General features: G+C 67.9%; 25 protein-coding genes and 1 tRNA gene. 18 read left to right on the forward strand and 8 right to left on the reverse strand.

The genetic code is table 11. The features are described 5' to 3' along the window. Positions 1–23: 23 nt before the first annotated feature. Both JF543_RS07995 and JF543_RS08000 read right to left on the reverse strand, forming a co-directional pair. Entirely contained in the window at positions 24–314 is a 291-nt protein-coding gene (locus tag JF543_RS07995) for a tyrosine-type recombinase/integrase (RefSeq protein ID WP_347401124.1), read from the reverse strand. Between the two features lie 348 nt (positions 315–662). After that, positions 663–1,166: a hypothetical protein gene (locus JF543_RS08000; RefSeq protein ID WP_179411079.1), complete on the reverse strand. Its 504-nt coding sequence runs from the start codon at positions 1,164–1,166 to the stop codon at positions 663–665. Positions 1,167–1,334: 168 nt separating this feature from the next. On the opposite strand from JF543_RS08000, the gene JF543_RS08005 reads away from it, so the two are divergent. Further along, entirely contained in the window at positions 1,335–1,553 is a 219-nt protein-coding gene (locus tag JF543_RS08005) for a DUF3263 domain-containing protein (RefSeq protein WP_206823658.1), read from the forward strand. Continuing rightward, a complete protein-coding gene (locus tag JF543_RS08010) occupies positions 1,550–1,711 on the forward strand; it encodes a hypothetical protein (protein WP_179411077.1) in 162 nt (53 codons plus the stop codon). The genes JF543_RS08005 and JF543_RS08010 overlap by 4 nt, the downstream gene beginning before the upstream one ends. A 266-nt stretch (positions 1,712–1,977) precedes the next feature. Here JF543_RS08010 and JF543_RS08015 read toward each other — a convergent pair whose 3' ends face one another. Beyond that, complete coding sequence (locus tag JF543_RS08015) at positions 1,978–2,583, reverse strand: TetR/AcrR family transcriptional regulator (RefSeq protein WP_179411076.1); 606 nt, start codon at positions 2,581–2,583, stop codon at positions 1,978–1,980. 117 nt (positions 2,584–2,700) lie between these two features. Here JF543_RS08015 and JF543_RS08020 point away from each other — a divergent pair, with 117 nt between their 5' ends. Then, positions 2,701–2,898, forward strand: a complete 198-nt coding sequence (locus tag JF543_RS08020; protein ID WP_179411075.1) for a hypothetical protein — start codon at positions 2,701–2,703, stop codon at positions 2,896–2,898. 42 nt (positions 2,899–2,940) lie between these two features. On the opposite strand, the gene JF543_RS08025 is transcribed toward JF543_RS08020, so the two are convergent. After that, positions 2,941–3,522 carry a hypothetical protein gene (locus JF543_RS08025; protein WP_206823660.1) on the reverse strand — a complete coding sequence of 194 codons (582 nt, stop codon included), beginning with the start codon at positions 3,520–3,522 and terminating at the stop codon, positions 2,941–2,943. A gap of 33 nt (positions 3,523–3,555) precedes the next feature. Further along, positions 3,556–4,365 carry an inositol monophosphatase family protein gene (locus JF543_RS08030; protein WP_206823661.1) on the reverse strand — a complete coding sequence of 270 codons (810 nt, stop codon included), beginning with the start codon at positions 4,363–4,365 and terminating at the stop codon, positions 3,556–3,558. A 122-nt stretch (positions 4,366–4,487) separates the two neighbouring features. Between JF543_RS08030 and JF543_RS08035 the strand changes: the two genes are divergently transcribed. Both JF543_RS08035 and JF543_RS08040 read left to right on the forward strand, forming a co-directional pair. Then, positions 4,488–4,563: transfer RNA gene (locus tag JF543_RS08035), tRNA-Lys, on the forward strand. Between the two features lie 118 nt (positions 4,564–4,681). After that, positions 4,682–5,164: a hypothetical protein gene (locus JF543_RS08040; RefSeq protein ID WP_179411072.1), complete on the forward strand. Its 483-nt coding sequence runs from the start codon at positions 4,682–4,684 to the stop codon at positions 5,162–5,164. A 2-nt stretch (positions 5,165–5,166) separates the two neighbouring features. On the opposite strand, the gene JF543_RS08045 is transcribed toward JF543_RS08040, so the two are convergent. Next, positions 5,167–5,649: a YbaK/EbsC family protein gene (locus tag JF543_RS08045; RefSeq protein WP_347401125.1), complete on the reverse strand. Its 483-nt coding sequence runs from the start codon at positions 5,647–5,649 to the stop codon at positions 5,167–5,169. A 180-nt stretch (positions 5,650–5,829) separates the two neighbouring features. Between JF543_RS08045 and JF543_RS08050 the strand changes: the two genes are divergently transcribed. From JF543_RS08050 to JF543_RS08090, 9 genes are read left to right on the forward strand one after another with little or no spacing between them, the layout of a single operon-like run. Then, positions 5,830–7,017: a substrate-binding domain-containing protein gene (locus JF543_RS08050; protein ID WP_179411071.1), complete on the forward strand. Its 1,188-nt coding sequence runs from the start codon at positions 5,830–5,832 to the stop codon at positions 7,015–7,017. Between the two features lie 31 nt (positions 7,018–7,048). After that, positions 7,049–7,825, forward strand: coding sequence for an ABC transporter ATP-binding protein (locus JF543_RS08055; protein WP_274368829.1), 777 nt, complete (start codon positions 7,049–7,051; stop codon positions 7,823–7,825). Beyond that, positions 7,822–8,532, forward strand: coding sequence for an ABC transporter ATP-binding protein (locus JF543_RS08060; RefSeq protein WP_206823663.1), 711 nt, complete (start codon positions 7,822–7,824; stop codon positions 8,530–8,532). Before JF543_RS08055 ends, JF543_RS08060 begins: the two co-directional genes overlap by 4 nt. Next, positions 8,529–9,404: a branched-chain amino acid ABC transporter permease gene (locus JF543_RS08065; RefSeq protein WP_206550014.1), complete on the forward strand. Its 876-nt coding sequence runs from the start codon at positions 8,529–8,531 to the stop codon at positions 9,402–9,404. The genes JF543_RS08060 and JF543_RS08065 overlap by 4 nt, the downstream gene beginning before the upstream one ends. Position 9,405: 1 nt before the next feature. Beyond that, positions 9,406–10,512, forward strand: a complete 1,107-nt coding sequence (locus JF543_RS08070; protein WP_179411068.1) for a branched-chain amino acid ABC transporter permease — start codon at positions 9,406–9,408, stop codon at positions 10,510–10,512. After that, positions 10,509–12,047 carry a class I adenylate-forming enzyme family protein gene (locus JF543_RS08075; protein ID WP_206823669.1) on the forward strand — a complete coding sequence of 513 codons (1,539 nt, stop codon included), beginning with the start codon at positions 10,509–10,511 and terminating at the stop codon, positions 12,045–12,047. Before JF543_RS08070 ends, JF543_RS08075 begins: the two co-directional genes overlap by 4 nt. Further along, positions 12,034–12,765 carry a TetR/AcrR family transcriptional regulator gene (locus JF543_RS08080; RefSeq protein ID WP_206823671.1) on the forward strand — a complete coding sequence of 244 codons (732 nt, stop codon included), beginning with the start codon at positions 12,034–12,036 and terminating at the stop codon, positions 12,763–12,765. The genes JF543_RS08075 and JF543_RS08080 overlap by 14 nt, the downstream gene beginning before the upstream one ends. Beyond that, positions 12,758–13,510, forward strand: a complete 753-nt coding sequence (locus tag JF543_RS08085; RefSeq protein ID WP_179411065.1) for a 3-hydroxybutyrate dehydrogenase — start codon at positions 12,758–12,760, stop codon at positions 13,508–13,510. Before JF543_RS08080 ends, JF543_RS08085 begins: the two co-directional genes overlap by 8 nt. Continuing rightward, positions 13,507–14,397: an alpha/beta hydrolase gene (locus JF543_RS08090; RefSeq protein ID WP_206823673.1), complete on the forward strand. Its 891-nt coding sequence runs from the start codon at positions 13,507–13,509 to the stop codon at positions 14,395–14,397. Before JF543_RS08085 ends, JF543_RS08090 begins: the two co-directional genes overlap by 4 nt. A 21-nt stretch (positions 14,398–14,418) precedes the next feature. On the opposite strand, the gene JF543_RS08095 is transcribed toward JF543_RS08090, so the two are convergent. Continuing rightward, positions 14,419–15,213, reverse strand: a complete 795-nt coding sequence (locus JF543_RS08095; RefSeq protein WP_179411063.1) for an IclR family transcriptional regulator — start codon at positions 15,211–15,213, stop codon at positions 14,419–14,421. 102 nt (positions 15,214–15,315) lie between these two features. On the opposite strand from JF543_RS08095, the gene JF543_RS08100 reads away from it, so the two are divergent. Genes JF543_RS08100 through JF543_RS08110 form a run of 3 tightly spaced genes read left to right on the forward strand, consistent with a single transcriptional unit; the run spans position 15,316 to position 17,920 of the window. After that, positions 15,316–16,089 carry a CoA transferase subunit A gene (locus JF543_RS08100; protein ID WP_179411062.1) on the forward strand — a complete coding sequence of 258 codons (774 nt, stop codon included), beginning with the start codon at positions 15,316–15,318 and terminating at the stop codon, positions 16,087–16,089. A gap of 2 nt (positions 16,090–16,091) precedes the next feature. After that, on the forward strand, positions 16,092–16,745 hold the full coding sequence (locus JF543_RS08105; RefSeq protein ID WP_206823675.1) for a CoA transferase subunit B: 654 nt from the start codon (positions 16,092–16,094) through the stop codon (positions 16,743–16,745). Then, entirely contained in the window at positions 16,742–17,920 is a 1,179-nt protein-coding gene (locus tag JF543_RS08110) for an acetyl-CoA C-acetyltransferase (protein WP_206550009.1), read from the forward strand. Before JF543_RS08105 ends, JF543_RS08110 begins: the two co-directional genes overlap by 4 nt. 170 nt (positions 17,921–18,090) lie before the next feature. On the opposite strand, the gene JF543_RS08115 is transcribed toward JF543_RS08110, so the two are convergent. Next, on the reverse strand, positions 18,091–18,369 hold the full coding sequence (locus tag JF543_RS08115) for a hypothetical protein (protein WP_179411059.1): 279 nt from the start codon (positions 18,367–18,369) through the stop codon (positions 18,091–18,093). A 119-nt stretch (positions 18,370–18,488) separates the two neighbouring features. On the opposite strand from JF543_RS08115, the gene JF543_RS08120 reads away from it, so the two are divergent. Next, positions 18,489–19,505, forward strand: coding sequence for an iron ABC transporter substrate-binding protein (locus JF543_RS08120; RefSeq protein ID WP_206823678.1), 1,017 nt, complete (start codon positions 18,489–18,491; stop codon positions 19,503–19,505). Positions 19,506–19,554: the final 49 nt, after the last annotated feature.

Consider the following 19,554-nt stretch of genomic DNA (forward strand, 5'->3'; position numbering starts at 1 on the left):
CTGGGGAGGCGGGCTTTCTGTGTCTATGGATAACTCGTCGCACCGCGAGCTCTGCCCACACTTTGGCCCAGATCCGCCGCTGTCGCACGCTCATCCAGGCGCAGGGCGTCGTCGTCGCGGTCGTCGTCGAACAGGTCGGCATAGGTGTCGAGAGTCATCGTGACGGACTTGTGACCCAGCATTCGCCGCACTGCTTTGACGTTCGCGCCGGAGCTGATCGCGAGCGACGCCGCAGTGTGCCGCAGATCATGCGGGGTCAGACGCTCGAGGCGGGCCTCGGCTGTTGCCCTGGCGAACCAGCGGCCGGCGCCCACGCTCGGCTAGGCTCGGCGCAGGTAGTTCCCATCGGCGTCACCGAACATGAGATCACCCTTCGATCTCCCGTCGCATTGCCGTTCCAGCGCTTCCTTCAAGAACGCGGGGAACGGCACTAGCAGAACGAGGGTTGCGCGCGTGTGGCCGTGCGCGGCGGTCGCGAGACGCACGACCTCCCGAGGAACTACAGCTAGGTGACAGTTCCTAGGCACGCCGCCAGTGCGACGGTCGTGTTCATGATGGTCTCGACCTCGATGGGCGCCAGGCGGCCCAGGCGGGCTTGACGGCGCGGGCGGGAGGACAAGGGAGGGACTATACGCCCCGCCGGGGACGTCAGCAGTCGCGGGTCAGTGCGAGATGATCGCTTTGGCGAGAATGATCACGATGCCAAACGAGGCCGTGGATACACCGCCAAGGATGCGAACCCACCAGCGCGCTCCTCGTCGGGAGTAGGTGATGTAGCCGACGATCGCGAGAACAGCGACGCTCACCCACAGGGCGACCCATTTCGCGACGCTGTCTGGAAGCACCCCGAACACGCCCAGCAGCAACGCGAGTGCGGGCGCGACGACTGCAGCAAGCAGCCCGCGCGACTCCTTGACTGCTTCAGTGAAGGACTGCCAGATTGATTTCGTGGTGCCGTCAGGCGTTGTCTCTCCATGCGTGGCCACGGCACGTGCGTAGACGTGCGCAGCCCAGAAAACCGTGACTGTGATCCCGATGAACAGGAGTGTTCTCCAGGTCGGCGCTCCTGATCCGGCTGACGCGGCGATGAGGCCGGAGACGATAATGGAGCCGTACACGCCTTCTTCGCTGATCACGGAGCGGGTAAGCGGGGGGGTCTTGGTCACCGTCCAAGGATAGGACAGGGCAGGGTGAGTATCCGGCGCCGTCACCGCCTGTGGTCGGGGCGGGGACGCCTCGGGAGTCGGGGCCGGCGACCTTCGAGTGCGGTGTCAGCGCAGCGCACAAGTTGGCTTCAAGCGGCATACGATGAGCGCGCGCCGCACGGAGCACGAATGAACGCCGCCGAGCTGCTGGCGTTCGAGCGCACGCGGCCGCGTCACGACGGCACCAAAGAGGAAGCGATTTGCGCGGAGTTCGGGATCACGCCGGCCCGCTACTACATCTTCTTGACGAGAGCGGCCGGGTCGCTCGAAGGTCTCGCTGCAGACCCGATCACGGCTCGACGAGTTCGAGCGGCGGGAGAGCGACGGCGTGAGAGGACCGCGGCATGAACGAACCCAAGGACGGCCGACCGCTCGTCACCCAGCACGCGACGACGTGGGATGACGCGATCGAGGTAGTGCCCAGCGGTGAGCTTGGTGGTCTCGGACAGTGCGATCCGTTGCGGCTTGGGCGGGCGCGTGGCCTCGGACTCGATGGCCCTGGATGAGGATCCGTCGTCGGATGACTTCGACACCTGGGGAGCGTGAGCTCTGCCCACATTTTGCCCCCAGGTCGACGGATTCGACCCGGTCTGATCGGGTACCAACGGATATGAGTGGGCGCGGAATCACGAGGATCACGCTCCACCGGGCGACACCGGCATAGTTCGATTCCCCCCAGCTCCACCAACCGCTGTCACTGTGGAAGCCCCGCGTCACCGAGATCCTTCGGCGGCGCGGGGCTTTTTCGTCTGCGCAGTCATTCGCAGGGGTCTCACGTCCGCGGGCGGATCCCGTCCAGCGTGACGGCGATCACTTCACGGGCGAGCAGGTCTGGATCCACCGCGCCGTCGGGTCGGTACCACTCGACGACCGAGTTGATCATCCCGAAGATGAGCCTGGTGGCGACGCCGGCGTCCAGATCCTTGCGCACGAGCCCCTCGGCCTGCGCCTCGCGGACGAGTTCGGTCACGGTGTGATCGAAGCGTCGTCGGCGAGCCAGGGCGTTCATCTCGATCTCACTGTTGCCGCGCAGACGCAACAGCAGCGTGACCTGCGGTTGACGGGCGGTCAGCACGCGAACGGCGCCGCCGACGATCGCGGTCAGGCGATCCTCGGCCGTGGGCTGGTCCAACGCGGTCGCCAACGCCTCTTCGAGCCCACCGAGTGCTTCATCGAGGGCGATCTGCAGGATCTGCGCCTTCGAATCGACGTGGTGGTAGAGCGCCGACTTGGTGACCCCGAGCCGGCCGGTCAGATCGGCGACCGAGGTCGCGTCGTACCCTTGCTCGTTGAACAGTTCCACACCGGCGCGGATCACGTCGGCACGATCATGGCCCGGGCGCCCGCGACGGGCGGGGCGCGCACCGGTCACACCCATGGCATCCTCTTCGGCATATCGTCAAAGATACTGCGGTCGGGTGCGGAGGAGCGGCATCCGGCAGGTGGTGCGCAGACTAAGCTGGAGAGGTTATCCGACGATCTGGAGGGCTTCGACGTGGTCGACTTCATCGTGTTCCTGGTTCTGTTCCTCGGAGGGTTCGTCCTCTTCGGGATCTCGCACGAACTCCCGACCGGTCAGGCATACGCCTTCACGGCGGGCATCCTTCTGGTGAGCCTTGCCATGGCGTACGTCATGCGTCAGCGCGGGTCGGCGACCAAGCGCGCCGACAACTGGAACCAGAACCAGCAGTGAGCCTCGTGGCGCCGCCGTCGGGCGGCGCCACTTCGGCCTGCCTCAGCCCTCCCAATCGATGAGCAGCAGGCTCTGCTTGGTGTCGGCGAACTTCACCCAGCCGTCGCCGAACTCGTAGGTCATTCCGAACCCGTCGGAGTCGGTTGCCAGCGCGTAGGCCGGATCCTCCGTGAAGTACTGCCGCCCGCCTGCGGATGAACGCAGCCAGCCGTCGCGTTGCAGACCCGCCATAGCGGTCTCCGCAGACGGTGCGCTGATCGGCCCCCAGGCGTACATCTGACCATGGTCTGATGCCGTGCTGAAGTCGGCCCACATGCACAGCAGTCCCTCCTCGACGAGGGTCTCGCCGATGCGGAACTCCTCCTGCTTGGACGTCCAGCCCTGCTCGGTCAGAGCCTCGGCCGTGCCCGACGAGATGATCGTTTCGCACGTCGGGTCGGCGACCGGCTCGGGCGTCGACTTTTCAGGGGGTGCAGACGTGGCGGTGGCAGCAGGGGCGGGCTCGGTCGTCTGGGTGGCGGCAGGGGACGTGGGTGCGCTCTGCGGCGACGCGTCGGCGGCGCACGAGGCGAGGGACAGTGATGCCAGCAGGGCGCCGGCGGCGAGGGGAAGACGGATACGCATAGGACTCTTGGGGAGGAGGGGTGCGCGCGTCGCTCAGGGGCGGCGGGCGGCGCGGAACAGGGACAGGAACGGGGCGTGCAGAGCGCCGTTTGTGGCGAGCGTCGACAGGGCCGACAGGGTCTCGGTGCCGTCGAATGCCGTCATCCGGCCGCCGGCTTCTCGTACGATCGGCACGGCCGCGGCGATGTCGTACTCTTTGACGTCGAACTCGGCGACCATGTCGATGCGGCCTTCAGCGAGCAGCATGTAGCTGTAGACGTCGCCGTAGGCGCGATCGCGCCACACGGCATCGGCTACGGCCATCAGCTCGGGCAGCCTCCCGGCATCCGCCCACTGGCCGATGCTCTGAAAGCTGACGCTCGCGTCTTCGAGCGCGTCGACCGTGGATACCTGAAGACGTCGATCGCCCTGCGGGGTCGCGGTCCAGGCGCCGTGCGAGGTGGCGGCCCACCAGCGGCGACCGAGTGCCGGCATGCTGACCACCGAGACCTGGGGGATGCCGTCGATGGCCAGCGCGATCATGGTGCCCCACAGCGGGACGCCGCGCAGGAAATTCGCCGTGCCGTCGATCGGATCGATGATCCACTGACGATGCGTGTCGCCCTCGGCGCCGAACTCCTCGCCGAAGATTCCATCGCGGGGGCGCTCCTCGGCCAGCAGCGTGCGGATCGCGCGCTCCGTTGCGAGGTCGGCATCGGTGACGTGCGAGCGGTCGGCCTTGAGCGACACCTGCAGGTCGGCGGCGTCGAAACGGGGGAGGGACTGCGCGTCTGCCGCGTCGGCCAGGCGCAGGGCGAGGGCGAGGTCGTCGGCGTGGTCCGTGGCTGTGGGGGAGACGGTCACCTGTCCAGGATAGACGGGGTGGCCGGCCGCGACGGGCGCTGCAACGCGCCCGGGATGACCTGGATTTGGTGCGACCCCCAGCCGCTGGTAATGTAATTCCTCGTTCGGGTTCACCGAAAAATGCGCCTCTAGCTCAATCGGCAGAGCAATTGACTCTTAATCAATGGGTTCAGGGTTCAAGTCCCTGGGGGCGCACCAGATGAAGCCCCGGAATCCCTCTCGGATTCCGGGGCTTTCTCATGTTCACGATTCGGTCACGGTCGGTGCCCTTCCATCCCGCGGCTCGTGGTGGGAGCATGTCGACAGGGAGGTTCTCATGATCGACCTGGACGATGTCGACACCGACGAGGACGGCGCATTGACGGCCACTGCGGTGTTGCCCGGCGAGCGCCGCGTGACTGTCGAGTACGAGTTCGATGAAGAGCTGGAGCGACCCGACGATGGCGACGTCGATGAGGTCGACGACGACGAGGGCGTCGAGCCCGAGGATCTTCCCGACCTGGATGCGATGCAGGACACGGTTCAGCACGCTCTGGCGCGCTTGACCGAGGAGATCCTCGATGGCCGCGAGATCGACGTCGCAGAAGAGCTCGCGGATGCGGCGCAGGAGGATGACGAGGATCTGGACTACGACGAGCTGCTTCAGGCGATCAGGGAAGACCTGGTGCTCGACGGCGTGATCGTGTTCGGAGACGGAGGGCTCACACTGCTCTACGTCGCAGCGAGCGAGTTTCCCGACCTCGTGATCTACTGCCTGCTCGACGAGGATCTCGAGATCGACGATCTGATGGTCGAATAGCGCTACGCGACGCGGATGACACGGCCCGCGGTCAGGTGCTGCAGCTGAGCGAAACTCAGCGGCATGACCGTGTCGGGGGTGCCGCCCGCGGTCCACACCTCAGCGAAGTCGCGCAGATCCTCATCGATGTAGGTGCGCAACCGCGTCGGATGCCCGATCGGTGCGACGCCGCCGATCGCCTGCCCGGTTGCGGAGCGCACGACCGCGGCGGGTGCCATGGCGACCTCGGCCGCGCCGATGCTCGCCGCCAGTACGCCGAAGTCGACGCGATGGGCGCCGCTCGTCATCACCAGGAGGGGGTCCCCGTCGGCGACGAGGACGAGGCTGTTCGCGATGGCTCCTACCGGGCATCCGATGGCCGCTGCGTCGAGCGCGGCCGTGCGGGCGGAGTCGGGAAGGATGACGATGCGTCCCTCGATTCCTGCGTCGGCGAGCTGGTCGTGCACGATGCGGCTGCGGGCCGGAAGGGAGTCTGCGGCGGTCACGGGGGTCGGGCTCCTTCGCTCGGATGCTGCGGGTCGCAGCCATCACGAGGATAACCGGCGTGGTTCCGGCGCCGCGTGCCTCTCCGTCGCCCACTTGACGTCGTGGGGTGGCGGGCTTAGCATTCCAATACCTGAATCGGGTTTCATGTTCCCGACCTTCCATCGATGAAAGGCATCCAGATGCGGGTTACGAAGAAGTTGCTCCTGGGGTCGGTTCTCGCAACCGCCGCCCTTGTCATGTCGGCCTGTGCGCCGCAGTCGGATGTCAGTGGGGCTGACTCCGGCGACAGCGCGCCCGCGGAGGTGCGCGTTGGCATGATCACCAGCGAGACCGGGCCGCTGGGCGGCTACGGCAAGCAGTACCTCGACGCGTTCGCCGTTGGGCTCGACTACGCAACCGACGGCACCGGTGAAGTCGACGGCATCAAGATCGTCATCGAGAACCGCGACGACGCCGGCGACGCCGACACCGCGGTGACCGCCGCCAAAGAGCTGATCGGCGACGGCGTGAACATCCTGATGGGCAGCGCCTCGTCCGGTGTCGCACTCGCGATGGCCGAGCAGGCAGAGCAGAACAAGGTGCTCTTCATCTCGGGTCCCGCGGCGGCCGACGCCGTCACGGGCATCAACGACTACACGTTCCGTTCCGGACGCCAGTCGGCGCAGGACGTCGCCACGGCCGGAATGTTCCTCGATGACATCGAGGGCAAGAAGATCGTCGTGTTCGGTCAGAACAACGCGTTCGGCCAGGGCAACGTCGCGGCCGTCGAGGCGATCCTCGGCGGCAAGGGTGCAACGGTCGAGCCGCTGCTCGTGGCCGAAGACGTCACCGAGTTCACCCCGTTCGCCCAGCAGGTGCTGACCGCCGAGCCCGACCTGGTCTTCGTCGCCTGGGCCGGTGCCACCTCGGGTGCGATGTGGCAGGCCATGAGCCAGCAGGCCGTTCTCGACGAGATTCCCGTCGTCACCGGCCTCGGCGACCGTGCCACGTTCGGCGCCTACGGCGTCGCCTCCGAGCAGATCAACTTCCTGAACCACTACTTCGGCGCCGCGCCCGACAACGCGGTGAACACGGCGATGCTCGAGGGACTCGAGGCCGCTGGTGCCGAGGCTGATCTGTTCAGCCCCGACGGCTTCAACGCTGCGATCATGCTCGTCCAGGCGGTCAAGGAGGGCAAGGGTGACGTCGACGCGATGATCGCGGCACTGGAGGGCTTCGAGTTCGAGGGCCCCAAGGGCACGAACACCGTGCGCGCCGATGACCACGCGCTCCTGCAGGACATGTACCAGGCCAAGCTCATCGCCGACGGTGACACGTTCACCCCTGAGCTGGTCGCGACGGTTCCGGCCGCCGACGTCGCACCGTGACCCCGGGCATCATGACCAGGAGGTCGAAGAAGTGAACATCCCAGCCCCGCCCACCGCAGGCGCATCGCTCCGCGTCGAAGGACTCGGCCTCGACATCGGAGGAGCGACGATCCTCAAGGACGTCGACCTCGCTGTCGAGCCCGGCTCGCTGGTCGGAGTGATCGGGCCGAACGGCGCCGGCAAGACCACGCTGTTCAACGCCATCTCGGGTGTGATCAGGCCCACCGCCGGCCGCATCCTGATGGACGGCACCGACATCACCCGCACCAGCGTGCCCCAGCGCGCCAGGGCGGGGCTGGGACGCACCTTCCAGACATCCAGCCTGTTCCCGCAGCTCACCGTCCACGAGAACGTGCGCATCGCGGTGCAGGCGGCCGAAGGTGGCAGCTACTCGCTGCTGCACTTCCCGAAGCGATCGGACGCGATCAGCATCCGCGCCGAGGAACTGCTGCGCTCCGTCGGCCTCGGACATCGTCTGGATGCCAGAGCCGGCGACATCAGCCACGGTGACAAGCGCAAGCTCGAGATCGCCGTTCTGCTGGCCACCCGTTCGCGGCTCGTCCTTCTCGACGAGCCGATGGCAGGCGTCGCCTCGGGCGACGTCGCCGGGCTCGTCGAGAACATCCGCGGACTGCAGGCCGAGACCGGATGCACCGTGCTGATGGTCGAACACCACATCGAAGTCCTGATGGGCTTCGTCGACCTCGTCGCGGTGATGTACTTCGGCAGCATCATCGCTGTCGACACCCCGCAGCAGATCATGGAGAACCCCACCGTGCAGAGCGCCTATCTCGGGACCGGCGCATGAGCGCCCCGATCCTGCAGGTGAAGAACCTGCGCGCATCCATCGCCGGACAGCAGGTCGTCGAGAGTGTCACCTTCGATGTGCCCGCCGTCGGCATCACAGCCGTGCTCGGTCGCAACGGTGCAGGAAAGACCTCGACCCTGCGCGGCATCCTCGGACTCATCTCACGCAAGGGCGAGGTGATCCTCGACGGCGAGCGCATCGATGCGCTCAGCACGCACCGCATCGTCCAGCGCGGCGTCGGGTACGTGCCCGAGGACCGTGAGGTCTTCGCCGGCCTCACCGTCGCCGAGAACCTTGCCCTCGCCGAACGGCAGCGCAATCCGCGACGCGAGTTCGTGGATCAGCTGTTCCCCGACCTGGTCGCCCGCCGCGCCCAGCGCGCCGGAACCCTCTCGGGCGGCCAGCAGCAGATGGTCTCGGTCGCTCGCGCCATGCTCAACGACAACCGCCTGCTTCTCGTGGACGAACCGACCAAGGGCCTCGCGCCCAAGATCGTCACTGAGGTGGCGGATGCTCTCGCCGAGGCCGCTACGACAGTGCCGATGCTGCTCGTGGAACAGAACCTCGATGTCGTGCGGCGCCTGGCCGACCAGGCGATCGTGATCGCCGACGGACGAGTCGTGCACACCGGACGCGCCGTCGACATCCTCGACGATGCCGACCTGACCAGACGCCTGCTCGGCGTCAGTGCGGAGGAGCACGTATGAGCACCCTGGTACTCACCCTCGTCATCGGGCTCGGACTCGGCGCACTGTACTTCCTCGTCGCCAGCGGCCTGAGCCTGATCTACGGCCTCATGCATGTGCTGAACTTCGCCCACGGCGCGTTCCTCACTCTCAGCGCCTTCGTCGGCTGGGCGGTCGCGCAGGCCGTCGGCGTCGACAGCTGGGGCGGCTTCGTGCTGTCGGTTCTGGTCGGCGGCGCGGTCGGCGCGGCGTTCGCGGCGGCCACCGAGCTCTTGCTGATCAGGCCGCTCTACGAGCGCCATATCGAACAGGTGCTGGTCACCGTCGGTCTGTCCTTCGCAGCGATCGCCCTGTTCGAGGGAATCTGGGGCACTGACCCGGTCAACGTGCGCGGCCCGGCGTGGCTGAGCGAGACCACCCCGGTGCTCGGCGCCAGCATCCCGAACAAGTACTGGGTGCTCATCATCGCCGCGGCACTCGTGCTCGCCGGGCTCGTGCTGTTCCTCAAGAAGACGCGCTACGGCATGATCATCCGCGCCGGTGTCGAGAACCGGTCCATGGTCACCGCGCTCGGCATCGACGTGCGACGCTCGTTCACGCTCGTCTTCGCCATCGGCGGTGCGGCCGCCGGCATCGGTGGTGTGCTCGCCATGCACGCCCTGACCTACGTCTCGGCCCATCTGGGGTCGACGCTGCTGATCTTCGCATTCATCGTCACTGTGGTCGGTGGACTCGGGTCGCTGACCGGCGCGGCGATCGCCTCGGTGCTGGTCGCGGTGATGCAGCAGGTCGCCAACACATACCTCGGCGGAACCGGTGACTTCATCGTCGTGATCCTGCTGGCTGTCGTCCTGCTGGTGCGTCCGGCCGGTCTCATGGGAAGGAAGGCCTGACATGAACGCCACGAACCGCAACCGCTGGCTCCCGGTCGGCGTCGGTGTCGTCCTCGTCACCGTCCTGGCGCTGCTGCCGATGCTCAACCTGTCATTGCCGGGCATCCTGCCCGGTGCGACGTACACGCCGGGTTCGCTCGCGCTGATGTCGCTGTGCATGGTGTTCGCCGCGCTCGCGCTGTCGTACAACCTGCTGCTCGGCACGGCCGGCATGCTCTCGTTCGGGCACGCACTGTACTTCGGTGCCGGGGCGTACGGTCTGGGTATCGTGCTGGAGGCTGCGCGACTTCCGCTCGTACCGGGAATCTTCGTCGCGCTGCTGGGGGGACTGGTGATCGCCGTCGTCACCGGCGCCGTGGCCATGCGCGTCAACGGCATCCCGTTCGCGATGGTGACACTCGCCTTCGCCCAGGCGGGCTCGGTGCTTGTACGACGCAACCAGGCGATCACGGGCGGTGAAGAGGGGCTCAGCCTGCACACCGAGGGTGTGCCCGACTGGCTCGTCGGCGTCGTGAACACGCGCAACCTGTACTGGATCTCGCTCGCCGTGGTCGTCATCGTCTATCTGATCGTGCTGTGGGTCGATCGTTCGCGCCTGGGGCATCTCGCCGCGGCCGCCCGCGAGAACGACCTGCGCGTGCGCGTTCTCGGGCTGCAGCCCACCCGGGCCAAGCTCATCGTCTTCGTGATCGCCGCGCTGTGCGCATCGCTTGCGGGCATCGCCTACCTGCTGCTGCAGTCGGGCACACAGCCCACTGCGGTCAGCGCAGATCTGACGATCACGGTCCTGGTGATGGTGGTGCTCGGTGGCGTCGGGTTCCGTTGGGGTGCGATCCTCGGAGGTGTGCTTTACACGATCCTTGACCAGCGCCTGACGGTGCTCGCCCGCGCCGAGGGCATCCAGCAGCTTCCCGATGTGCTGCGCGTGCCGCTGTCGGAGCCGCTGTTCATCCTCGGTGTCCTGTTCATTCTCGTCGTGATGTTCCTTCCCGGCGGCATCGCCGGAACCGTGGACTCCTGGGTCCGTCGTCGTCGCGGACGCGGTGCGCCCGAGAGCGGGCTCGCCGCGATGGACGAGGCGGAGCAGGTGCCGGAGATGGCGCGATGACAGACGCCGCCGGCGCGCACACCATCGGACGGTGGTTGCACGACCGGGCCGTGTCGGATCCGGCGCGCGTCGCCGTCGACGACCGCGGTGTGCGTACCGATTACCGCGCGCTCGCGGCGCGTGTCACGCGACTGGCGGAGCGTCTGAGCGACGCCGGGTACGGTGCGGGGCAGCGGGTCGCGACGATCTCGGGCAACTCGACCGACCAGGTCGTGGTGTTCTTCGCCTGCGCGCAGCTGGGCATCGCGTTGGTGCCGCTGTCGTGGCGGCTGACTCCGACCGAGCTGGCCGACCTGATCTTCCGCACCGGGCCGGACCTGCTGCTGATCGAGGATGAGCACGCGGCCCTCGCGTCGGCGGCGCTGGAGAACATTGCGGATGCCCCCGTGCACGCCGCTCTCGGCGTCGCCGGCGTCGAGGCCGAGGCACCGGCCGCGCGGGAGAGCGCGCCCCGCCGCGCGGCGCGCGACACCGATCCGCTGCTGGTGATCTACACCTCGGGCAGTGAGGCGGCGCCGAAGGGCGTCGTGCTCACGCACGAGAACTGCTTCTGGAACAACCTCGCTCTCGATCGCGCCATGCCGCTCGACGGCGACGACGTGGTGCTGGCGATGCTGCCGCAGTACCACGTCGCCGCGTGGAACGTGCAGCCACTGCAAGCCTGGTGGCGAGGTGCAACGGTCGTCCTCGAGCGCGGATTCGACCCCGGTCGCGTGCTGCAGCTCATCGCCGACCGTGGCGTCACCGCAATGATGGGTGTGCCCACCCAGTACCGCATGCTGCAGCAGCATCCGCTGTGGGAGAGTGCCGACCTCACCGCCCTGAACCGCGTTGTGGTCGGCGGGGCCACCATCCCAGAGGAGCTGGTGCGCACATGGGCGACGCGCGGTCTCGCCTTCACCCAAGGGTACGGGCTGACCGAAGCAGGACCCAACGTGCTGCACCTGGCCGCAGACCTCGTCGCCGCGCACCCGGGGGCGGTCGGACGCCCCTACCCGGGTGTCGACGTGCGCATCACCGACCCCGAGACCGGACTCGAACTGCAGGGAGCGGCCACCGGCGAGCTCTGGGTGCGTGGTGCGAGCGTCTTCGCCGGCTACCTCGATGATCACGAAGCGACCCAGCGTGCGATGCACGGCGAATGGCTGCGCACCGGCGATCTCGTGCGCCGCGACGCCGACGGCATCCACCGCGTCGTCGATCGGCTCAAGGACATCTACGTCTCCGGAGGTGAGAACGTCGCCCCCGCCGAGGTGGAGCGCGCCTTCGCTGCGCATCCGCTGGTCGCGGAGTGCGCTGTCGTCGGCGTACCCGACCCGGTGTGGGGAGAGCGCGGGGTGGCTTTCATCGTTCCGGTGGGACCGGTGTCGCGCGAAGAGCTGCGCGCATTCGCCGCCGAACGGCTGGCGACGTTCAAACTGCCGTCGCGGATCGAGTTTCTCGACGAGCTGCCCAGATCCACGATCGAGAAGGTCGCCCGCGCACGACTCCGCCGGATGGCGCTGAGGGAGGAGCACCAGGATGCTGCCCACTGAGAACCCACCAGCGGAGGAACCGCCCGTTTCGTCCGCGACCGGACGTCCCCTCACCAAACGCGGACAGCAGACCCGGCGTCGCCTGCTCGAAGCGGCCGAGCAGGTCTTCGCAGACCTCGGATATCACGAGGCCTCGATCGTCAAGATCACCGAGCACGCCGGCGTTGCACTGGGCACCTTCTACCTGTACTTCGACGGCAAGCAGGCGATCTTCGATGAGCTCGTGCTCGACCTCAACAGCCGGGTGCGCCACTCGATGTCCGAGTCGATGGCATCCGCAACGAACCGTATCGAGGCCGAACGCCTCGGGTTCGAGGGATTCTTCCGGTTCACTGCCGCGCATCCGGCGCTGTACCGTGTCGTCCGCGAGGCCGAGTTCGTCTCGCCGACCATGCTGCGCCTGCACTACGAGCGCATCGTCGACGGCTACCGCGCCGGACTTGCGGCCGCGCAGCGCGACGGCGAGATCGCAGGCGAGCTCGACACCGACGTCGTCGCCTGGGCGCTGATGGGTGCCGGTGAGCTGATCGGTATGCGCTACCTGCTCTGGGAGCGGGATGCCGCAGGAAAGCCGCCCGCGCAGATCGACCCCGCAGTGCTCGACGGCATGTCGGACTTCATCACCCGCGCGCTGCGCCCCGACCACGCGGAGAACCCCGCGCCGGGTGCGCGGCCGCACGTCACAGAGAGCCTCAGAGAGGAAGAGAACGATGTCTGAACAGGATCTCGCCGGTCGGCGTGCAGTGATCACCGGGGGAGCGAGCGGTATCGGGCATGCCTGCGCCGCCGAGTTCGTGCGCCGTGGGGCACACGTGGTGATCGCCGACATCGACGCCGCTGCGGCCGCTGCCGCAGCAGAGCAGATCGGGGGAGAGGCCTGGGCCGTCGACCTGTCCGACACTGCGGCACTGGACGACCTCGCCCTCGACGCCGACATCCTGGTCAACAACGCCGGGATCCAGCGCGTCAGCCCGATCGTGGATTTCGATCCCGATGCCTTTCGTCTGATCCAGCGGATCATGCTCGAGGCACCGTTCCTGCTCATCCGCGCGGTGCTCCCCGGAATGTACGAGCGCGGCTGGGGGCGGATCATCAACATCTCCAGCGTGCACGGTCTGCGTGCCAGCCCGTTCAAGTCCGCTTATGTGGCTGCCAAGCACGGACTGGAAGGCCTGTCGAAGGTCACCGCACTGGAGGGCGGCCCGCACGGCGTCACCAGCAACTGCATCAACCCCGGCTACGTGCGCACGCCCCTGGTCGAGAAGCAGATCGCCGACCAGGCGAAGGTGCACGGCATCCCCGAGAGCGAGGTCGTTGAGACGATCATGCTCACCGAGAGCGCGATCAAGCGACTCGTCGAAGCCGGCGAGGTCGCCTCGCTGGCTGGCTGGCTGGTGTCGGACGCCGCCGGCATGGTCACGGGCGCCTCGTACACGATGGACGGCGGCTGGAGCGCACGATGACCCACCACGACTACCGCACCACGGATGTGCCTGTCGCCGGAGGCGACCTTCGGGTGGCCGTCTGGGAGCCACCGGGCGAGGTGCAGCACACGGTGCTTGCCATCCACGGGGTCACGTCGTCGCACCTGGCTTGGCCGTTCGTCGTGCAGCAACTGCCGGGTGTGCGCGTGATCGCCCCCGACCTGCGCGGTCGCGGCGCCAGCAACACGCTGCCCGGTCCCGCGGGCATGGCGGCACACGCCGATGATCTGGCAGCGGTGCTCGACGCGTTCGATGTCGACGTCGTCAGCGTCGTCGGGCACTCGATGGGCGCCTTCGTGGCCGTCGTGCTCGCGCACCGGTATCCGCAGCGCGTGAGCCGCCTTGTGCTCGTCGATGGTGGCCTGCCGTTGAACGTGCCCGCCGGCGTCGACCCCGAACAACTCGTCCCGCTGATCCTCGGCCCGGTCGCCGAACGGCTCTCGCGCCGTTGGCCGGACGTCGAGGCGTACACCGAGGAATTCTGGCGCCGGCATCCGGCCTTCGCGGACGACTGGAGTGCCGAGCTCGATGCCTACATCGCGTACGACCTCGTGCCGGATGGCGATGTGCTTCGCGCGGCGACGAGCTCGGACATCATGGCCGACGACGTCATCGACATGAACACCGGTTCTGCGCTGCCCGATGCGCTGGCGGCGCTGTCGGTGCCGACGCTCTTCATCACCGTGCCCCGGGGGCTGCAGAACGAGACGCCGGGGCTGTACGCGCCGGCGCACCTCGCGGATCTGCTGCAGAGATACCCCGCGGTGGATCATGTGCACCTTGACGACCTCAACCACTACACGGTCGTGATGAGTCCGCGCGGTGCCATCGCGCTCGCCCACCTGGTGCGGCCGGTCCTCGTCTGACCGCGGCGTCTCGCCGGCGGGTCAGCGACGCGCGCCGGCGAGACGCGACGACAGCTGGTGGGCGTGCGCGAGCAGCGTGCGTCCGAGTTGCGGCAGACGGTCGGGGCCGAAACGGAACTCGACGCCGGTCAGGCTCAGCGCCCACTCCGGGCGTCCATGTCGATCGAAGACCGCGGCGCCGATGCCGAACGACCCCTCGACCACCAGCCCCGGGTTGACGGCATAGCCGCGCGCCTTCGTCTCGTGCAGGCGGCGCCGCATCGGTGCCGTGCCGTGCGCGTGCCCCCAGCGCTCCTCGATCTCGGGGTGCCGCTCCAGGTAGGCATCCACATCGTGGTCAGGTAGGAATGCCAGGATCGCGAGACCGGCGCTGGCGACGCCGAGGGGGAACCGCACGCCCTCGCTGAGGACGAACGAGCGGATGGGGAACGATCCCTCTTCGCGTACGAGGCACACGGTCTCATCCGCGCGGCGCGTCGACAGGAACGCGCTCTCCTCGGTCTTCACCGCGAGTGAGCGCACGATGTCGCGCGACAGCTCAGTCACGTCATAACGCGCCGCGGCGACGGTTCCCATCAGATAGAGCTCAGGACCGGGCATCCATCGCGCCGACGTCTCGTCCTGGTCGACGAGTCCCTCCACCCGCAGCGCGGTCAGCAGCCGGTGTGCGGTCGAGCGGCTCAACTCGGCACGCTGCGCCAGGGACTGCAACGAGGCGCCGTCGGGAGACGCCGTCACCAGTCGCAGCAGCGAAGAGGCGCGGGCGATGGCCTGCGCGCCGGGCACACTGCGACGGCGATCGTCCTGCTGTTCCATAATGTGGACGCTAGCGGTTCGTGCGACCACATCGCAAGCATCGGGTTGCCGCGCGCACGGCACGGGCGGATGCTGGAGATGACCCGTCACGAAGGAGTGGTCTTGATCGACAAACAGTTCGCATCCGCGGCCGAGGCCGTCGCCGACATCCCGGACGGAGCGTCGCTGGCCGTCGGCGGCTTCGGACTCTCCGGCAATCCCATGAAGCTGATCGAGGCCCTGCACGCACAGGGCACCGCCGATCTGAGCGTCGTCAGCAACAACTGCGGCGTCGACGACTGGGGCCTGGGCATCCTGCTCGCCTCGCAGCGCATCCGCAAGATGACCTCGTCGTACGTCGGCGAGAACAAGGAGTTCGAGCGTCAGTTCCTCGAGGGCGATCTCGAACTCGAGCTCACCCCGCAGGGCACCCTCGCCGAGAAGCTCCGTGCCGGTGGCTCGGGCATCGCCGCGTTCTTCACGCAGACGGGTGTGGGCACGCAGGTCGCCGAAGGCGGTCTGCCGCGTCGCTACAACGCCGATGGCACCATCGCCGTCGCCTCGCCGGTCAAGGAGGTGCGCACCTTCGACTTCCTCGGCAAGCCGAGCGAGTTCGTGCTCGAGGAGGCGATCACCACCGACTTCGCGCTCGTGCACGCCATGAAGGGCGACCGCCACGGCAACCTGATCTTCAACAAGGCGGCCCGCAACTTCAACCCGCTCGCCGCCATGGCCGGCCGCGTGTGCGTCGCCCAGGTCGAGGAACTCGTCGAACCCGGCGAGCTCGACCCCGACTGCATCCACCTGCCCGGCGTCTTCGTGCACCGCGTGGTCGAGGTCGGCACCGACATCGAGAAGCGCATCGAACGACGCACCGTACGCCAGGAAGGGGCCTGAACATGGCGCTCACCCGTGACCAGATGGCGGCACGTGCCGCTCAGGAGCTCACCGACGGCTCGTACGTCAACCTTGGTATCGGCCTTCCGACGCTGGTGCCCAACCATGTGCCGTCCGACGTCACGGTCGTGCTGCAGTCCGAGAACGGCATCCTAGGCGTCGGCCCGTACCCGACCGAGCAGAACGTCGACCCCGACCTGATCAATGCCGGTAAGGAGACCATCACCCTGCTGCCGGGCGCGGCGTTCTTCGACTCCGCAACCAGCTTCGGCATGATCCGCGGCGGCAAGATCGACGCGGCGATCCTGGGTGCGATGCAGGTGTCGGTCGGCGGCGACCTGGCCAACTGGATGATCCCCGGAAAAATGGTCAAGGGCCCCGGCGGCGCGATGGACCTGGTGCACGGCGCAGGTCGACTCATCGTGCTGATGGAGCACGTCGCCAAGAACGGCAGCGCCAAGATCGTCAACGAGTGCTCTCTGCCGCTCACCGGCAGGGGAGTGGTCGACCGCATCATCACCGATCTCGCCGTGATCGACGTCACCGAGCAGGGACTCGTGCTCGTCGAGACGGCACCCGGCGTGAGCGTGCAGGACGTCATCGACGCCACCGAACCGCCGCTCACCATCTCGGAATCACTGAAGGAGAACTCATGAGCGACATCGTCATCGTCGCCGCAGCACGCACTCCGCAGGGACGTCTGAAGGGGCAACTGGCCTCGTTCACCGCACCCCAGCTCGGCGCGTTCGCCATCCGCGGCGCCATGGAGCAGTCCGCCATCTCGCCCACCGACATCGACGCGGTGATCATGGGCCAGGTGCTCGCGGCGGGCTCCGGCCAGAACGCGGCCCGCCAGGCCGCCATCGGCGCGGGCATCGGCTGGGACGTTCCGGCCAGCTCGGTCAACAAGGTGTGCCTGTCGGGTCTGACGGCCATCATCGATGCCGCCCGCATGATCCGCACGGGTGATGCGACGACCGTCGTCGCCGGCGGCATGGAGTCGATGACCCGCGCACCCCACCTGCTGATGGGGTCGCGCGACGGCTGGACCTACGGCAGCGTCGAGGTGCTCGACCACATGGCTCACGACGGCCTCACCGACGCGTACGACCGCGAGAGCATGGGTGCGTCGACCGAGCGCCACAACCCGCGCTACGAGATGACGCGCGAGCTGCAGGACACGGTTGCCGCGCTGTCGCACCAGCGCGCCGCCGCCGGCCAGCGCGACGGGGCGTTCTTCGCCGAGATCGTCGAGGTCACCGTTCCGCAGCGCAAGGGCGACCCGGTGGTGCTCACGCAGGACGAGGGCGTGCGCCCCGACACCACGGTCGAGTCGCTCGCCGGCCTGCGCCCCGCGTTCGCCGAGGGTGGCACTATCACCGCGGGCAACGCCTCGCAGATCTCCGACGGTGCGGCCGCGGTCATCGTCACGACGCGCGAGAATGCGGATGCCCGTGGCTGGCCGGTACTGGCCGTGATCGGTGCGAACGGCCAGACCGCCGGCCCCGACAACTCGCTGCAGGCTCAGCCCGCGCGTGCCATCGAACGCGCCCTCGAGAAGCAGGGTCTCACGACCGACGACCTCGACCTGGTCGAGATCAACGAGGCCTTCGGGGCCGTCGTGGCCCGCTCGCAGCAGGAGCTCGGCCTCTCCAGCGACATCGTCAATGCGCACGGCGGCGGCATCGCCATCGGGCATCCGATCGGTGCGAGCGGCGCTCGCCTCGTGGTGCACCTCGCGCACCAGCTCGCCGCGCGCGGATCCGGTACCGCGGTGGCCGCGCTGTGCGGCGGCGGCGGTCAGGGAGAGGCTCTGGTCCTGACCCGTTGACGTCCTGGCCGGTTGAGGTCCTGGCCTGCTGAGTCAGATCGCGTCGCCGACACCCCTACGTATCGCCGAGACCCCCAGGTGCGGACATCCGCACCTGGGGGTCTCGGCGATAGATGGGGGTCTCGGCGAAGGTGGTCGCCGAGGGGTGCCCCGCTGACACGAGGAGCGTGTCAGCGCTGGGTGGCCTTGGCGGCTTTTTCGATGGCCTTGAGCTGCTTATCGGCGCGCTTGTTCTGCTTGGGCGCCAGTGGCGAATCCGCCGCGACGGTGATTCCGTTGGCGTCGCGGCGCATGTCGACGACCGCGCCGATCGCCAATGCGAGGGTGATGCCCCAGCTGATCCAGGCGAGAACCGCACGCCACGTGATCGGGGCATCGCGGGTGCCGCGCAACAGAGAGAGGCCGGCGGTGATCGCGCCGATGAGTCCGGATCCGAAGAGGTAGCGCATGCGTCTACGGTAGTCGAGCACTCGCGCAGACGGCGAAGGGGGCGTCAAACGGATCGCGTCACGCGGGCGGCGGCTCGTCGCGTAAAATAGGTGAGCCTAACCTGCCCGAAGGGAACCATATGCCTGTCATCCGCACGCGCCGGATCGCACCCGTCGTCGGAATCGCCGTCGCCGCGCTGCTCGTCGGATGCACTCCCGGCGGCGGTGACGACGCGTTGATCATCTACAACGCTCAGCACGAGCAGCTCACTGAGGAGTGGACGGCCGCGTTCACCGCAGAGACGGGTATCGAGGTCAAACTGCGTCACGGTGGCGACAGCGAACTCGCGAACCAGATCGTGCAGGAGGGCGACGCCTCGCCCGCCGATGTGTTCCTCACCGAGAACTCGCCCGCGATGGCACTCGTCGAGGATGCCGGACTCTTCGCCCCCATCGACGAGGCGACGCTGCAGCGGGTGCCCGAGCAGTTCCGGCCCAGCACCGGCTCCTGGACCGGCATCGCCGCACGCGACACGGTACTCGTCTACAACCCCGAGCTGATCTCTGAGGACGAGCTGCCCGCGTCGATCCTCGAGCTGCAGGATGAGAAGTGGCAGGGCCAGTGGGGAGCCGCGCCCGGTGGCGCCGACTTCCAGGCCATCGTCTCGGCCATCCTCGCGTCGGAGGGCGACGACGCGACCGCCGACTGGCTCGCCGGTATGCAGCGCAACGCCGAGATCTACCGCAACAACATCGTGACGATGAAGGCTGTCAACGCCGGCGAGGTGCCGATGGGCATCATCTACCACTACTACTGGTACCGCGACCAGGCGAGCACCAAGGAGAACAGCGGCAATACGGCGCTGCATCTGTTCGAGCCGGGCGATCCGGGAGCCTTCGTCAGCATCTCGGGCGGCGGCGTCCTGGCATCCAGCGATCGCTCCGACGAGGCGCAGCAGTTCCTCACTTGGCTGGTCGGAGAGCAGGGGCAGACGATCCTTGGCGAGGGCTACAGCTACGAGTACCCGGTGGCCACCGGCATCCCCGCCCGCGCACCCCTTCCCGCGCTCGATTCGCTCGGTGCGCCCGAGATCGACCCGTCCACGCTGAACGGCCCGACCGTGATCGACCTCATGACCGAGGCGGGACTGCTCTGACACGCACAGCCGAGCGCCAGGCGGGTACAGAGCGTCCGCGCGGCGCACG

This window comes from Microbacterium esteraromaticum (genome assembly GCF_017303215.1).
Taxonomy (GTDB): domain Bacteria; phylum Actinomycetota; class Actinomycetes; order Actinomycetales; family Microbacteriaceae; genus Microbacterium; species Microbacterium esteraromaticum_C.